This is a genomic window from Microbulbifer regidiadema (SeqCode) (genome assembly GCF_052466995.1).
This window is the reverse complement of sequence record NZ_CP174297.1, coordinates 978025-993825: the sequence shown is the minus strand read 5'-3', so window position 1 is coordinate 993825 and position 15801 is coordinate 978025. Positions and strand designations below refer to the sequence as shown.

Sequence of the window (15801 nt, the reverse complement as noted above, 5' to 3'; positions counted from 1 at the left end):
GTAGAATCGGGGGCACTTAATTACTGAGAGTTGGCTCTCAGGGTAACGCCAGAGTAGGCAGAGTAGCCGCGGATGCTGATGTACCAGGTGCCGGCGGCTGGGTTATTGATCGTACAGCTCTCATCATTGCCCCACAGGTAAGGACGGCAGTCGTACGCTGTACGGGTGGGTTGCTGGCCAAAGCGGACATAGAGGTCGGCATCTCCAGTGCCATCTTCTGACATGGCGCTTAGGATTGAAGCGCCGCTATCAACGTTGATGGCGAAGTGATGCCAATCATTGCGGGAACCGGAAAGGTTGGTTTCTTCCAGGTCGTCATCACCACCGCCACCGCCACCCACTGCGGCTACGGCTGCTGCTGCATCGACAATACCGGAACCACAACTATTGCACGTAGCCGGAAAACTCCTCGCCGTGCTGGTGAGAATCAATTCGACATCATCCGGGGTCAAACTGGGGTCTATGGAGTAGAGCAATGCCGCTGCACCAGCGACATGGGGGGCAGACATGCTGGTACCCTGGATAAAATTGTAACTGTCAGTGGTGGGGTCTGTAGCGCCAGCATTATAAGTGGAAAGGACGCCATTAGGATCGCCTGCAAAGCTCTGTTCCCCGCCCGGCGCTGCAACGTCTACCACACTACCGTAGTTAGAGTAGTAAGTGCGGCCTCCGCTGCGATTGGTTGCAGCAACGGTAATAACACCATTACAGCTGGCAGGAGTAAATAGGCTCGCATCCGCATTGCTATTGCCGGCGGAGACCACAACTGTGGCGCCGAGACTGCGAGCGGTATCAACCGCAGTTTGCATTGTAGTGCCACAACTGCCACCACCACCGAGGCTCATATTGAGTACGTGAGCAGGATTGGCGTTATTCGGTATGCCGCTGACAGAACCGCCCGCCCCCCAGATAACGCCATCGGCAACATCTGAAAGGTAACCACCGCAACGGCCAAGTACACGCACAGGAACGATCTTGGCCTCATAGGCGACACCGGCAATGCCTATATTATTGTTGGTAATTCCGGCGACTGTGCCGGAAACATGAGTGCCGTGCCAGCTGCTGTTTCTTGCAGAGGTACCACCACAGGTGCCGGCACTATACCAATCCCCAGGATCGGTAGCATCGCTATCGCGACCATCGCCATCCACAGAAACAAAGGTGTCATCGATCATGTCATAGCCGGGCAAAATATTGCCCACTAGATCGACATGGGGACGATAACCGGTATCGATTACAGCGACCACCGCCCCACTGCCCTGGGTGGTATCCCAGGCGGTCGGAAGGTTCAAGCCACCGGTAGACTCATAGTAATGCCATTGATCGAGGTAGCTTGGATCATTGGGGACAGCCATCGGTTGCATAATCCGATCCAGTTCTGCGTACTCGACATCCGGGTCCTGATTTAAACGGTCGATAATTTCATTCAATTCAGCTCTATTTTTCCGCTCTTCCAGGCGCATAACCTGAGCACCAGTCGCTATACGGCGAAGGTGATGCATCTTGTGGCCGGCTTGTCGGGAGGCTTTTGCAACTGTCTCCTCAGCCATGACTGAGGCCTGCCCAACCTTAGCGCCCTCTTTGTATTTAACAATGATACGATCCGTTAGCCGTGCGCTGCCCGCCTCTTCTGCATAAGTAGAAAAAGGCGTTGCGCATAACAATGAAAATGCACTTGCCAGGGCCGTCTTCTGCAAAAGAACTTTCAATGAAAATTTCATTATTGTCGTTTCTCCGAAGTTGTATTTACCCAGATGTAAAATAAGATTTTGACATCCAGCTACTTCTGAACTACCCCGCCTTGGCTAAATAAATCTAAAAAAGTAAAAGCTAAAGAGTGATCAAAACTTAAGCCATTTAGTCAGTTGAGGCGAGAGTGGCATCAGGGTTCCACCCGATACAAATGTATAACGACTTAGAAATTATTACCCTCAGTGGAGATGTTGAAGGTCGTGTAGTATATGGCGACAGGTTTATTTTTTTAATAAAAATTTCGGAGGGTATAGCTTTTTCGAAGAAAAGTTTTCTGCGATTTGCCGGGGCTACAACAAAAGTTTTGCGGAGCCTCAGATAAAGAAAGATCATTATTATTTCTTATGGAAATTAAGGGGGGTTGGGTCTAGAGCTCACTGTTTAATTTTAATCTCAAGGTTCTGGTCTATCGCCCTCGGATGTGCAGATAATGCGGTGGGGTGAAGAGAAAATGCGTTGAACTAGCTGTTTAAGCTCCCGGTTTGCAGGTTAGCCTTCTAAGGGATTTCTATAGAGTATAGAGGGAATAGTCTTTCAGAATCGCTGTCGAGTTAATACTTAAGGCTGAAATACCTTGTCTTTGAGTAGGAGATAAGTCAACCTTTTCAGGGGGCGGCAACTGTAAATTTCAAAACCTGTTTCACAGAGCTTTCAAGATGGCTCACTTTTAGTGCTACCGTTCTAGTTTCAATCATTCCCCTGCCGAGTTCGCCAAAAAAATCCTCTCTTAAATAAAAATCTATGCTTCTTTGACCGGGGTACTAACCTCTAATCGTGGCCATCCCCCTCTGCTGCAAGGCTGACAACTTTTTCCAGCAGCTCCCTGCCAATTCGTTTGTAATGGAATTCAGGTTCAATATAAAGCTCTTCGATTACCCCGTAATTGCCACCGGCATAAATAGCCGCAGAGTGAACCACTTGGGCGGTGTAGCCCTCCCCTCTTAACCTAAACAGGAATATCTCTCCCCTAAGTAGCGACTAAAAAATTGGCACTAACAAAAAGACCGGCATATGCCGGTCTTTTTGTTAGTGCTGGCTAACCAATTATGGAGTTGTTTCCGCCTCCAGGGTTACACCACTGTAGGATTCATATCCATAGATTCTGATATACCAGGTGCCGGTGTCCGGGTTGTTAAAGGTACAGGTCTCATTATTACCGGAAAGGTAGGGGCGGCAGTCATATCTGCGCCGTGTAGGGGAGCTGTCGTGGCGTACATAGACATCAGCGTCCCCAGTACCACCGGACATCTCAATACTGAGGCTGGAGGTTCCCGCCGCGACTTCGATAGTAAACAGGTCACTCCAGCTGCGTTGACTGCCTGAGAGGTTCGTCTCTGTCCAGCCGTCACCGCCACCACCACCACCGCCGTTAACTGCTGCTACAGCAGCTGCTGCGTCCACAATACCGGCACCACAACTGTTGCACGAAGCTGGAAAGTTCCTTGCAGTACTGGTGAGAACTGACTCAACTTCATCCGGGGTCAAACTGGGATCTACGGAATAGAGTAATGCCGCAGCACCAGCGACATGAGGAGCTGCCATACTGGTACCCTGGATATAATAGTAACTATCACTGGTGGGATCTGTAGCGCCATTGTTATAGGTGGAGAGAACACCATCAGAATCATTTGCAAAGCTCTGCTCTCCACCCGGCGCTGCAACATCTACCACATTGCCAAAGTTAGAGTAGTAAGTGCGACCTCCACTGCGGTTGGTCGCAGCAACAGCAATCACTCCATCACAGCTGGCGGGAGTGTATTGGCTTGCATTCGCAGAGCTATTTCCAGCAGCTACAACAACTGTCGCACCGAGGCCGCGAGCGGTATTGATGGCACTTTGCGTGGTATTACCACAGCTGCCGCTGCCGCCGAGACTCATGTTGAGTACATCGGCAGGGTTGGAGTTATTCGGCACACCACTGACAGAACCGCCTGCGGCCCAGACGATGCCATCGGCAATATCTGAAGTGTAACCACCACAACGACCAAGTACACGGACAGGAACGATCTTGGCTCTATAGGCGACACCGGCGATGCCTATATTATTGTTGGTGACCCCGGCGATAGTGCCGGAAACATGAGTGCCGTGCCAGCTGCTATTACTTGAAGAGCTACCACCACAGGTGCCAGAGCTATACCAATCCCCTGGGTCGGTGGCATCGCTATCGCGACCGTCGCCATCCACAGAAACGAAGGTATCATCGATCATGTCATAGCCAGGCAAAATATTGCTCGCTAGGTCGGCGTGGGGAAGATAACCGGTATCGAGTACAGCAACCACGGCTCCATTACCCTGGGAAGTATCCCAGGCGGTCGGAAGGTTCAAGCCGCCAGTGGATTCATAGTAGTGCCATTGATTGAGGTAGCTTGGATCATTGGGGACAGCCATCGCTTGCATAAGCAGATCCGGTTCTACGTACTCCACATCCGGGTCCTGTTTTAGGCGGTCGATAATTGCATTTAATTCAGCTTTACTTTTTCGCTCTTCCAGGCGCATGACCTGGGCTCCAGTTGCTATACGACGCAGGTGGTGTACCTTGTAGCCCGCTTGATGAGAGGCTTTTTCAACCATCTCCTCAGTCATGATTGCGGCCTGCCCAACCTTAGCGCTCTCCTTGTATTTAACAATGATGCGATCAGTCAACAGTGTGTTGTCCGTCTCTTCTGCATAGACAGAGAAAGGCGTTGTGCATAATAAAGAAAATACACTCGCCAGAGCTGTCTTCTGCAAAAGAACTTTCAATGATAATTTCATTATTGTCATTTCTCCGAGGTTGTATTTATCCAGATATCAAATAATATTTTAATATCTGGCCACTCCTGAATCACCTCATTCCAGCCCAATAAGTTGACCAAAGGCAAAACTAAAAACGTCGAAATTTAGACTGCTTATTTGAACGAGATGAGGCTGGTACCAGAGTTTCACTCCGATACAAATGTATAACGACTTGGCAATTATTAACCTCAGAAAAAAAAACCGAGCGCAAGGTGGCTTATGGTGACAACTTTATGATTTTTAGAAGATGAAATGCGGTGAAAATTTTCCTGTGAAAAAAGTGTGGTGTAGATCACAGGGGAAGCTCGCATAAAACATTTATAAATTCACCCTATTCCTGGTAGGCATCCAGAAAGGCATTCAGCATCACAGGTTGAAACTTCTATCCCTGAGTGGATGTGGTTAATTTTCTTGCGGCAAGAATATCCTTTTGGATACTATAAGAAACATATAGCTGCCAAATTAACGAGGCGAAACTGAAACGCATTCAATTAACAATCACCATTTAAAATAAAAAAAACAGAAAAAAGCAACACCATCTTTAAATGTAGGTACTCTTATGAAAACACGCTGTAGCCACGTTTTACTCTGGGTTAAGGATATACATCAGGCTGTACGAGATTTCCGCCAGCTCGGCTTTTCCGTGGATTATGCCACAAAAGAAAAAAACGCCCAGCACGCCCACATTTGGTTTCGTGAAGGAGCAATCATTGAATTGTTGACCTCCCCTGCCAATGCGCATTACTTCAAGTGGCTGATTGATATCTTTGCCGGCCGGGGCGCAGGACGCAGGATGATACGTTGGTCACAAGAAGGAGAGGGTTTTTGTGATGTTGCCTTAGTTAGCGATGATTTTGATAATGATCTTTCACGAGTAAAACGTGAAGGGGTTCAAACTGGGCGAGTGGTTCCCTGGCGCCGCACCAAGCCAAACGGAGAAAAAACCAGTTTCCGCTTTGTTTATCCTCGCTCTGAGCGACTGCCATTTTTAGTGAGCCCATACAATCCGCCCCAGTATCCACAAGAAACACATCATAAAAATGGTGCTACAGGTCTGGCGAAAGTACATATGGAAGTCAGTGAGCAGGACTGGCAGTCTGTGCAATGTTTAACCAATCAAGATTCCATATTTAATATTAAACCCGGTTCCACAACCAAAGTTACAGGCATAGAAGTTAGCGGGCTGAAAGAAAACTTGGACCCTACTCTATTGCATGGAAGTAAAATCAACCCTGTAAGCTAAGCTAGGAAGACTCGGATCTGCTCCGAGTCTCCCTAATTAGTGAATCAATCTAATAAAGAGATTGATTCACTATCCACTGAGCTATAAATAACAGCCATTAACTAAGCTGTCGTAACCTCATTACAGGCGGTAGAGTGCTCCAATTCCTGCACGACGCCCTTTTGACGGAGCTCCAATTCTGGCATCAGGGGCAAATATCGCATTAGTGTAACCGTATAGCTGATACTGCTCATCCAGCAGGTTATCGGCAAACAGGTAGAGTTCCATCGAATCAGTTTGCAAGGCTACACGTAGATCCAGTTTACTATAAGCATCCAGGTCGAAGTGGTTTTGTGCATCTGCCGGGCGCTCATCTACGTGGCGAACGGTCAGGTTAGTATTGAGAGCTGGTGTGCTTAAACCCATAAAGTCTGGTAACGGCTGGTAGTAGTTTAATGCCAGGCTTGCACTCCAACTGGGTACATCGGGTACTTCATTACCCGCCATAACATCTCCACCAGAAACGCCATAAACATCATTGGTAATTTCCGTTTCCAGGAAACTCAATCCTCCAGCAATACTAAATCGTTCAGTAATAAACCAATCGGCTTCAAACTCCGCACCAAAGGTCTCTGTATCTGCATTTACAGCAGCAGATGAATAGGTTGAGAAGTCAAAACCGAGTAAATGATCATCTTCTATTGAGTTAAAGAACACTGCACCACTGAGATTCAGACTATCTAGTTCACTCTTAATGCCTACCTCAATGCTGTCGACAGTGGCCGGTCGGTAGGCCAAGCTATCCGCTGATTGAGTAGCAAAGTCATTGAAGCCACCGGATTTATAGCCCCGTGCAGCCACTGCGTAAAGATTTATGGACTCGCTCAGGGAGTAACCGAGAGCTAATCGTCCAGTGATATAGTTATCATCCAAATCTCTCTGATCTTGCGAGATGTAGTAATTGCCATCCATACCATAGCTGGCGTATTCACCGGTGTAACCCTTGCTTTCTTGGGTGTAACGTAACCCTGCTGTAAATTTCAGGGACTCAGTGAAAGGAAGTGTTGTCTCACCATAAATAGCCTGGCTATCAGTTTCATAATCCCGGTATTGCTTGGCGTAGGACACCAAATCAATCGAATCGAAACTTCTTTCACTATCTTGCAAGTTGAGTCCAACTACCCAGAAAGTAGATGCATCAGGCAGTGAGGACAGGCGTAGATCCTGGCTGATAGTTTGTTCATCCTGGCTATCGCCACGGAGATACTCCACCGGGAAATTAAAAACAGCTGTGGCTGTCTCCTGATCAAATCCGGTTAGGTAACTAAAATCTGTGTCGACCAATGCGGTGATTGAGGTCAATTGACTATTACCCAGTTGATGATTGATTTCTGTAGAAAAACGCTCAACTGTTTTCTCGTTATCGTCAAATGCCCCCAAGGTATGTTCACTGCTCGGATCATCGCCAAAAGGTTGCAACAACTGCAAGTTCAGGAAGCCTTCCTGGTGCTGCCTCTCTGCGATAAATAAAGCAGAGGTCTCTGGGCCCAAATCCCATAGCAAGCTCCCCCGGAAAGCCAGATCTTCAGGCTCGGTCATTGGCTCACCGTTAGTGGTATTTTCAACCCAGTGATCCTCACTGGTGTGACGTACTGCCAAGCGACCACGGAGTGATTCAGAAAACGGGCCGCTGATTACAGTTTCATAGAGGCTCTGGTTGTCTTCACCCAGCTCAATGCGCCCATAAGCTTCAAATTCTTCAGTCGGTTTCTGGGTGGTAATATTGATCGCCCCTGCTTCACTGTTACGCCCAAACAAAGTCCCTTGCGGGCCTTTTAATATTTCCAGGCGTTCAATATCCAGGGTCCCGAGGGATACATTCCCTGCCGGCATAGAAACACCGTCAAGGTTCACCACCACAGAGCCATCATCTTTGTTTACTTGGTTGAGAGAGCCAACACCACGGATGCGGATATTTGCATCCACCGCACCGCTGGAAGAGTAGACATCTACCCCAGGTGCACTGCGCAAAGCATCCTCAATATTGAGGTGCAGTCGATTTTTTAACTCCTCTTCACCAATAACACTTAAGCTGAAGGGTATATCCTTGGCTTTCTCTTTCGTATGCCGTGCAGTGACTTCGACAACTTCCATCGCATTCTCGGAAGCAGTCTCATTATCTGCGTTTTCCGTCGCAGAATAGGCCCCAGAGGCGTATATTAAAGTTGCGGACAACAATGAAATCTGTTTGCTGAGTTCTTTTTTATCCCGGATAAAGCTGAGCATTAATTAATTTCCTTTCTACCTATAAATCATTGTTCAAAACTTCAGAACTCTCAGCCAGTAAATTCTGTGCAGGGTCCCGCTGATAGGATGGCCAAATATCCAGGGCCAATACTTTTTTGGAGAGCAAGCGATCAATCAGTGCATTTCCAGCGATGACCTTTGCATCCAACTTATTAATATCGGCTAACAAACGATAACTGGAAGTTTCAGTTACAGATTGCCACCCGCCTTTTTCCCAGCGCCACCGCTGTCCATCCAGACGGATCTGACCTGTTTTCAAATACTCGACTGTTAAACCTGACGAAAGAGGAGCCCCGAGCATATTTTGTGTCCGTGTCTCACCGACATAAGCGCTCAGTACATTTTCAATATTCTTCTGCTGCTTGATGTCATCGAGTAACGCGGACAGGGACTCAGGAGATTGCAGAAGCGTCCAATCCAGTGCAGCCACCGGCGCGTAGTAGCGAGTCCAACCGGAAATCGGTGCGGTGCTTAAGCGCTCAACGGGTACCTCACTGCCAGCCAAGTCTCTGGTCGTCTTATCGGAGTATCGAACCAGCACATCATCAAGCACTTCGATGCCGTCGATTTCCGCTACACAAAGCAGGCCAATCGCTCCAGAAACTCCATCGCTGAGCCACGCGGAGCCGGCAATACGTCGTAAGTCCGAACTTTCCAGTAAATGCTGGCGGGCCAAGGCTCGGGCGATATCGACCCGTCGCAGCCAGCGCCCTGTACCTTCATCGGCGATATCCCAATGAGGCCCCTCGGACAGTTGCAGCAAATTACCGCTGGCCCGTGTCTCTCCAAGTCCTCTTGGCCATTGGGCAATCCGTTTAATTTCGATATCAGTACCCAGCCGCTGGCTCACGCAGGCCTGCATCTGCCCAACGTCTTTAGCAATGGCGGAAACCATATTTGAACGATCGGAATCATGGGAAATATCAAACCCATCGAATACCGCTAGTTTCGTATTGGGTGCCCATTGAATGGAGAAATCCAAGGGGCCATGAGTGCTCCCCTGCTCACTAAAGACATTTTTATCATCCCTTTGGATTTGGATCTGCCAACGCCAGTCCCCCGATGGGGCCGCGCCCTCAAGGGTTGTGGCCAGTTGTGAAGCCGGCAGGCTGAACTCAGGGTTCAAGCCCAGCGCTTCACGTTCCGCTGACACACGCAAGATACGCTCGGGGTCAACACCGATACGCGGAACAATATCGCTCGCTTGTAACCAGACGCCACTGGCAGTCAGCCCTGAGGGTTCTCCCTCTGCGGACCACCCCGGCGCCGTCATTTGCCACAACAGTTTGATGTTACAACTCTGTTCAGAGCAGCCTGATATTGGCAGCGACATATGGTCGTAACGCTGATCCGGTGTGACTTCACGCCCGCCCACTAAGGCCTTAACCAATACAAATCCGTGGGGTAATTCAAACTGCAAGCCCTGCCCTTCGACATGAACTTTATGCAATAACCACTCACCTTCTACTGTTTGGTTATCCGGGTTGATATTGATATTCAATTCACCACCGGACACCTCAAACCCACTCGCTTTCGGCAGCCAATAAGATTCCCAGAGGGCATCTTCTTGTTTGAGTTGCTCTGGTGATTGATACCCGCCCTGCACTACCAGCCTATCTCCCAATACAGAACCGAGACCGAGAAGAAATAAAGCAGAACAAGCCACCAGGGCACCCTGAGGGGCCATAAGACGTGAACGTATCAGGGCAAAACCCTGAGACATGCGGCTATCCAGTCCACGGGGAATCAGAAGAGCAGCCAGGCCGATCATCAATAGGGCAAGCGCAACTTTAAATCCATCCAAGGCCAATAAATAACCGATCCAGGGTTCCCAGCCACTGAGTGCTGACAGTTGAATATGAGCAGTGATACCCACTTCATAGGGCGGGTAATGCACCAGCTCCAGCTCATGATTGAGGACCAGGATAAAGGTCACAAACATTGACATGGAATAGGCAAAGCCCGCATGGCGGAACAGTGCATGCACCAAAAGCACCATCATCGACAACTCCAATAAAGGAGCTGTCACTATCAGCAATTGATAAGTGAACGCCTGTACGATATCGACAGATGCCGGAGCGGTGAGAAGCACAGCAATAATGCCCGATAGACCCGGCAACAGGGCCAACAGCAAGGTCATGGCGAATACGGTAAGGGCAACGCCAAATAATCGTGTGTAGTCGGGCGCGGGGGTTGCAGACAGCATGTCGTCAAACCCGGGCACCTGATCCCTACGGCACACCAAGCCAGTCAATGCGGCGATTACAAAAGCAATAACCAGGAAAATAACATCCTTAAGAAGCGGTAACAGCATTTCCAAGCGCGGTGCCATGGGCCCTTCAGCGTGCCAGATGATCTGGGTAAACGAGCTGGCTACCCCCATTACTACCAGGACCGCAACACCGACCCACCAAGCACGACTACTCCATACGTGAAGTAATCTCCAGCGAGCTTCCAGCATGAGTTGGCGCAAAGCGCGGCCAACCGATGCGGTATCGGGCTTAGATGGAGAGAAATCTTTAACCTTGCGAGTGGCTGCCTTTTTAGCGGCCTTCGCCCGGGCAGGTTTGGCAGCCCCTTCCAGTACCAGTGTTTCCCTTCGCAAGTATTTCAGGCAAGCCGCCAAGGCAAGCAAAGGAACAAGACACCATAGAATTCGATTCAGTACCGAACCCAAAGTAAACGGCAGTAGGGAGGTTGATTTTTGCAGTGGTGTCCAGGAAGTAACCTCCGTATAAACGAAAGTAAACAGCGAGGGGTCCATAACCGCAGCCAGCTGCGGATTAATATTGCCACCCCGAAGAACGATCACAGCAAACATCCACAACATCATTAAAGCCGCTGCGAGCCCAAAAGGACCGGCCAGGCTGCGGGTTCGCAGCGTAGCGACAAAATACAGAGCACCAATACCGATGCTCGCGGGAATCTGTAACCAGATCCATGCAAAGCCAAGGGCTTTCCAGGGCGCTGGGCCAATCGCTGTTTCGGGCAGCAAGCCCATCCACACCAATACCGGCGAGACTAAAAACCCTACCAGCGCAGATGCACTTAATATGGCTCCTATTACCGCTGCGCCAAGAAACCGCCCCCAGAGCATTACGCTCAGGGAATTCGGTGTTGTATAGATCACTTCATGCAGACTGGCTTTGCGGTCCCGCAATATAGGCTGCGAGAAAACCCAGGCCCAGGCAAAAAACTGAAAGAACATACATCCCGCACCCATCAGGTAAATGAGTGATGGTGAGTTCCGGGGAATATCTGTGGCCCCCATTTTTTGCATGTAGTCGGCATTGACCAAATTCAGAAGCAGGTAGATCACCAGCCCCCAGAAGGCTAAAGCCACGATGCCGCTGCTAAATCCGGCTCTTATCTCCAGCTTTGCCTCATGGGCAATAAGCGCCAGCTTGTTCATGCAGCCTCCCGCTGGTCTTTTACCTGCTCAATAGCCAAGTGATAAATATCTTCCAGGCGAGGCGTGTGGGCAGTAAAACGAGAGTCTGCGGGTTTTTCCCCGTGTACGATTACCTGGGTACCATCGGGTCTGGCAATATTGTGCAGGGATGCGGGAAGTGATTCGCCACGGGGAATCAGTGCTTGCCACATCTTGCCTATATGAGGGTCTGTGACCTCCGGGGCTGTGCCCTCAACAACAATACGCCCAGAGGCCAATATGGCCAGGCGCTGGCACAGGTTTTCGATATCTTCAACAATATGAGTAGAGAGCAATACAATGGCATCCGCCGCGACATCCGCCAAAACACAGTGAAAGCGATTGCGTTCAGCCGGGTCCAGGCCAGCGGTTGGCTCGTCAACGATGATCAGGCGCGGCTCGCCAATCAATGCAATGGCAATACCAAAACGACGCAGCATACCGCCGGAATAGGTTGATACGGCTCGATCGGCTACATCGGCCAAATTGACCTGCTCCAATAGCCTATCCACTTCATGGCGCCTTGCGCTTGTTTCGGTGAAGCCTTTGAGCCAGGCAAAACGCTCCAGCAATGACCGCGCTGCAATTCCAGGATAGGCGCCAATATGTTGCGGCAAATAGCCCAGTTTACTGCGCATAAAGTCCGGGTTTGCCAGCACATCCACACCATCCAGCATGATCCGACCACTGTCCGGGGTTTGCAGGGTAGCCAAGGTACGCATCAAACTACTTTTCCCGGCACCATTAGGTCCAAGTAATCCGTACATGCCGGGGCCAACTTCCAAGTTAACGCCGTTTAACGCCTTCACCCCATTTTTATATGTCTTAAAGAGCCCTTCGATGATCAACCCTGATTGATTTTGCATCTCTCCTCCTAACCCCGTTTTATAAGTAAAAATTCCGTAATCACTTTTTTGTGCTGTTCGTGTTTTCTTAAAACTCTAGTCGCAAGCCTGACCGACAATATCCGCGAGTGCCTGAATTGATACCGGCTCCGGTTCCCCTGGCTGGATCAAAGTCGGCATACCGATTCGGGCCGTTAAATCACTCCACGCCATTGAGACACTCAATGCCCATTGACCACTTTGCTTGCGCTTCTCGGGTTGTGCGATATCAGTACAAAGGGAGTGCAGAGCCTCAATAACCGCCTCCGGCCAAGTGAGGGCAAAAATATCGTGGTAACTGCGCATTTCCGTATCGCCCAGGGTAACCATGCTAGGAACGGCCAGCCGCTCTGTACCCTCACCCTTTAAAATAAGCCGGCCGGTTTGGTCCCTTGGTGAATGCAACCTGGGATTCCAGAGCACGGGGCCGTGAGTATCAGTCAAAGTCAAAACCCCAGCCTCGCCACCTATAGCAAGCCGATGTAATAGCAGGGAATGATTATCAGGGTCCTGTGGATGAACCTGATTCTGAATACGCAAAGTCATGGGCACACCACCAAAGGTAGCCGACAGACTTTGAAAAGGATGGCCCTCTGGTTGCACCGGCTCGCTAAAAGACCAGGGGCGAAGCCCTCCCACTGCACGACCAATAACATCCAATAGCGGATAGGCCATCTGGCTGTTGCAAATAGCATCGATCATTTCCAGGCGCTGGTGCCGACGCAAGTATTCTGCCGCAGCCAGGAACTGCCTGGTGGGGCGCAAATTGGGGTAGAGGGTGTTAACGGCATAGGCCGAATTCCCCTGCTTTGCAGCTAGCAGGCTGGCGGTAATTTCCTTGGTGTGGACCGGATGCTCCTGCAATACATGAATGCCTCGTTTAAGAAACGATTGTGCTATTTCAGAACCCTCGCCCCCGGTTGCACCAGAACGCACAACAACACACACAATATCGATATCATCGGGGACCTGCTCTGCCTCGGTATAGAGCGGTACTCCATATTGCTCGGCACAGCTCCTGGAATAATCGCTGCCACGAGCCAATAATCCAGAGAGTTCAAAATGTTCTCGGCCGGGTAATCTGGACGATGTCAGGGCTTCGAGATAAATACGACCAAAACCTGTCCCTGCAACGACAACCCGCTTGCGGTTATCAACTCCCATTTGACTCTCCTCGGTTTTCAGCCATGGACACGGCCCATTTCTCTAATTGGTCCTTATCTATTTGCGCCTCAAGAGTCAAAGGCAATTTGTCCAAAACTTCGATATAGATTTCTGACTTAAAGTGATCGAGATATTCGGCCAGGCAATCTGCTGACAGTCGCATTTGATGTTGCTTGGCTCTACAGGCAAAGAAGCGGTGCCCCTGTCTGGACAAAGGGTGTTCGGAGGCAGGCAAATCCATGACCAGCTGTAAGCCGGCGGCATCCATGGCGTTGTGCCACTGGGAAAGTGACAGGAAGGTTGCACCGGTATCTGTGCGCTCATCGACGGCATCCACCAACATAAACGCCTGTGATGCCATCACCCAAAACTCCTCACTGGTTGGCTCCGTCATAATGAACCAGCCACCAGGGCGCAATAACTCGGCTGCCCTGCGCAATGATGCATCTGTGTCGCGGGCGGCGTTAAAAACACCGCCGGCAATAATTACATCGAAGCTATTGGGGGAAAATCCCTGGCTGCGCGGTGAACGATCAATATCAAACAATCCACGGTGCAACCAGGGGCGCTGCTCCTGATCCCCATGTTTTGCGAAAAAGCTATCGAGAAAAGCCGCAGAGATATCCGTAAACTGGTATTCAAAGTTGATATGGCCACTGACACCATCCAACACTGGCAGTAGAGCCTGGGTAGTCGACCCAGTGCCAGCACCAACTTCCAATATTTTCAGAGTCTGTTGCTGCCCTTCCCAGTTATTTAAGATGGACTTCAATAAAGCTCTTACTGAATGCTGCTGGTACCTGGCCGCTATACCCTCCCGATAAAGTGCACTAGCCAGCTCAGTGCTTCCACGAGGAAACAACAGATGCACAGCCTGAACCTTACCCCGAATCAGATCCGGTAATTGTTCCGCGTTAGCGCGGGCGTAATCAATCGTTTTACTGGCTCCAGACAGCATCCGCCATTCCTGTTCCAGCCGAGTCCATGCCATAGCCAGGGCAGCATCACTGTAGCTGTCTGGATCTACCTCAAGCAACCAATACTCGCCATCAGTACTTAGTAACTGCTGCTCCTGCAAAACCCTGATCCAGCGCTTGATCAAAGCTCGGTGCTGCTGAGCCACCGGAGGGGCTTCAAGTATTTCCGCTAAGCTGTGTACTGAATGTCGATCGCAAAACAATCCCAGGTGGCTGAAAGCATTCAGCATGGATAGCAAAGCAGTAGCGTTAAGTTGTTCCGTAACCTTTACCGCATGTTCCAAATCAATATGGGCAAATTCCGCATCCAGCTCGGTATTAATTCGCTCGAACAACCCCGCCATATCAAGGTTACTGGCCTCTGCCTGCATTTTGGGCTGCGCAAAGACCGCCCAGCGATTCTCTCCAGCAAGGGGGATTGTCACGGAGCTGGCAACCGCAGGGTGTTTCGCCACACTTTCGACAAGAGTCGCAAGCTTTTGGGTCTGGGCTTGCTGGACCTTTGCAACGGGTTCTATACCTTTATCGGTACGGACCCAACCGGAAATATCGTTTGCCAATAAGCGTTGAATATCCCGCAACAACGATTGTGATAGCAAGACATCGGTTTCATACAATAGGCATTGCAGGCTTTTGAGATTGGTCAGGGCCAATGCCGGGTGTGCGACCAAGCCTTTTAGCAAAGTTGCCGTCAATACCACGCCGGAAAACCCTGAGCGCTCCAGAGCAACCAGCGCTTTAGCTGGGTTGATAGCGGGGTCCTGCAATCGCACAGGCAGCCCACAACTCCATGCTGCGAAAATACCAAAGCGAGCAAATTCATTGAGCGGAGAAAATACGGCGACCTTTCCCTGAATAGGCCCCAGAGCTTCTTGCTGCGCTTTGATTAAGGTAAGGTTTGTCTCCACGGGGATGTTTTCTGCCAGCAATACCGAAAACTCACCTCGATAGCCTTCTAGCCCATTCGGGATTTGTACCTCTAAGGTCAAGCAATCCTTCTCTGGGTTCGCCTCAGACACAAGTTCAAACCCGATGCCCAGCCTTAGTGCCACCAGGTGCATCAGCAGAGGCAATCCATTCCCAGAATTTTCAGCTTGCCAGAGTAGTGTTTGGCCTCGCTGTGAGCCCTGTTCTGCAAGCTGCTCACTGAGCTTTGCAACCACGGAACCAGTCCAAGACAGCACCTGACTGCCACTCCAGTCATTGCCATCAAGTGATAATGCCGGATCTTCACCCAACTGTTCCAAACCACTTAAAATATTTGCTGCTATTGCTTCTATTTTCATCACA

General features: G+C 50.0%; 9 protein-coding genes. 1 reads left to right on the top strand and 8 read right to left on the bottom strand.

Annotated features, from left to right (window positions below):
• Positions 1 to 20: 20 nt before the first annotated feature.
• The 3 genes from ACJJIK_RS04100 to ACJJIK_RS04090 all read right to left on the bottom strand — a co-directional run bounded on the left by ACJJIK_RS04100 (position 21) and on the right by ACJJIK_RS04090 (position 4506).
• A complete protein-coding gene (locus ACJJIK_RS04100; protein WP_444931030.1) occupies positions 21 to 1721 on the bottom strand; it encodes a S8 family peptidase in 1701 nt (566 codons plus the stop codon).
• Between the two features lie 799 nt (positions 1722 to 2520).
• A complete protein-coding gene (locus tag ACJJIK_RS04095) occupies positions 2521 to 2670 on the bottom strand; it encodes a GNAT family N-acetyltransferase (protein WP_444931031.1) in 150 nt (49 codons plus the stop codon).
• 126 nt (positions 2671 to 2796) lie between these two features.
• Positions 2797 to 4506: a S8 family peptidase gene (locus tag ACJJIK_RS04090; RefSeq protein WP_444931032.1), complete on the bottom strand. Its 1710-nt coding sequence runs from the start codon at positions 4504 to 4506 to the stop codon at positions 2797 to 2799.
• A gap of 580 nt (positions 4507 to 5086) precedes the next feature.
• Between ACJJIK_RS04090 and ACJJIK_RS04085 the strand changes: the two genes are divergently transcribed.
• Positions 5087 to 5770 (top strand): VOC family protein, encoded by a 684-nt coding sequence (locus ACJJIK_RS04085; RefSeq protein WP_444931033.1) that lies wholly within the window; start codon positions 5087 to 5089, stop codon positions 5768 to 5770.
• A 120-nt stretch (positions 5771 to 5890) separates the two neighbouring features.
• On the opposite strand, the gene ACJJIK_RS04080 is transcribed toward ACJJIK_RS04085, so the two are convergent.
• The 5 genes from ACJJIK_RS04080 to ACJJIK_RS04060 form a co-directional block, all read right to left on the bottom strand.
• Positions 5891 to 8035: a TonB-dependent receptor gene (locus tag ACJJIK_RS04080; protein WP_444931034.1), complete on the bottom strand. Its 2145-nt coding sequence runs from the start codon at positions 8033 to 8035 to the stop codon at positions 5891 to 5893.
• A gap of 19 nt (positions 8036 to 8054) precedes the next feature.
• On the bottom strand, positions 8055 to 11468 hold the full coding sequence (locus ACJJIK_RS04075) for an ABC transporter permease (protein ID WP_444931035.1): 3414 nt from the start codon (positions 11466 to 11468) through the stop codon (positions 8055 to 8057).
• Positions 11465 to 12352, bottom strand: a complete 888-nt coding sequence (locus ACJJIK_RS04070; RefSeq protein ID WP_444944300.1) for an ABC transporter ATP-binding protein — start codon at positions 12350 to 12352, stop codon at positions 11465 to 11467. The genes ACJJIK_RS04075 and ACJJIK_RS04070 overlap by 4 nt, the downstream gene beginning before the upstream one ends.
• Before the next feature lie 75 nt (positions 12353 to 12427).
• Positions 12428 to 13534 carry a Gfo/Idh/MocA family oxidoreductase gene (locus tag ACJJIK_RS04065; protein ID WP_444931037.1) on the bottom strand — a complete coding sequence of 369 codons (1107 nt, stop codon included), beginning with the start codon at positions 13532 to 13534 and terminating at the stop codon, positions 12428 to 12430.
• Positions 13524 to 15797, bottom strand: a complete 2274-nt coding sequence (locus ACJJIK_RS04060) for a class I SAM-dependent methyltransferase (RefSeq protein ID WP_444931038.1) — start codon at positions 15795 to 15797, stop codon at positions 13524 to 13526. The genes ACJJIK_RS04065 and ACJJIK_RS04060 overlap by 11 nt, the downstream gene beginning before the upstream one ends.
• Positions 15798 to 15801: the final 4 nt, after the last annotated feature.

What these genes read in the sequence shown, in the direction of transcription:
- ACJJIK_RS04100 (WP_444931030.1), bottom strand. Translation starts at nt 1,721, where the DNA reads ATGAAATTTTCATTGAAAGTTCTTTTGCAGAAGACGGCCCTGGCAAGT.
- ACJJIK_RS04090 (WP_444931032.1), bottom strand. Translation starts at nt 4,506, where the DNA reads ATGAAATTATCATTGAAAGTTCTTTTGCAGAAGACAGCTCTGGCGAGT.
- ACJJIK_RS04085 (WP_444931033.1), top strand. Translation starts at nt 5,087, where the DNA reads ATGAAAACACGCTGTAGCCACGTTTTACTCTGGGTTAAGGATATACAT.
- ACJJIK_RS04080 (WP_444931034.1), bottom strand. Translation starts at nt 8,035, where the DNA reads ATGCTCAGCTTTATCCGGGATAAAAAAGAACTCAGCAAACAGATTTCA.
- ACJJIK_RS04075 (WP_444931035.1), bottom strand. Translation starts at nt 11,468, where the DNA reads ATGAACAAGCTGGCGCTTATTGCCCATGAGGCAAAGCTGGAGATAAGA.
- ACJJIK_RS04070 (WP_444944300.1), bottom strand. Translation starts at nt 12,352, where the DNA reads ATGCAAAATCAATCAGGGTTGATCATCGAAGGGCTCTTTAAGACATAT.
- ACJJIK_RS04065 (WP_444931037.1), bottom strand. Translation starts at nt 13,534, where the DNA reads ATGGGAGTTGATAACCGCAAGCGGGTTGTCGTTGCAGGGACAGGTTTT.
- ACJJIK_RS04060 (WP_444931038.1), bottom strand. Translation starts at nt 15,797, where the DNA reads ATGAAAATAGAAGCAATAGCAGCAAATATTTTAAGTGGTTTGGAACAG.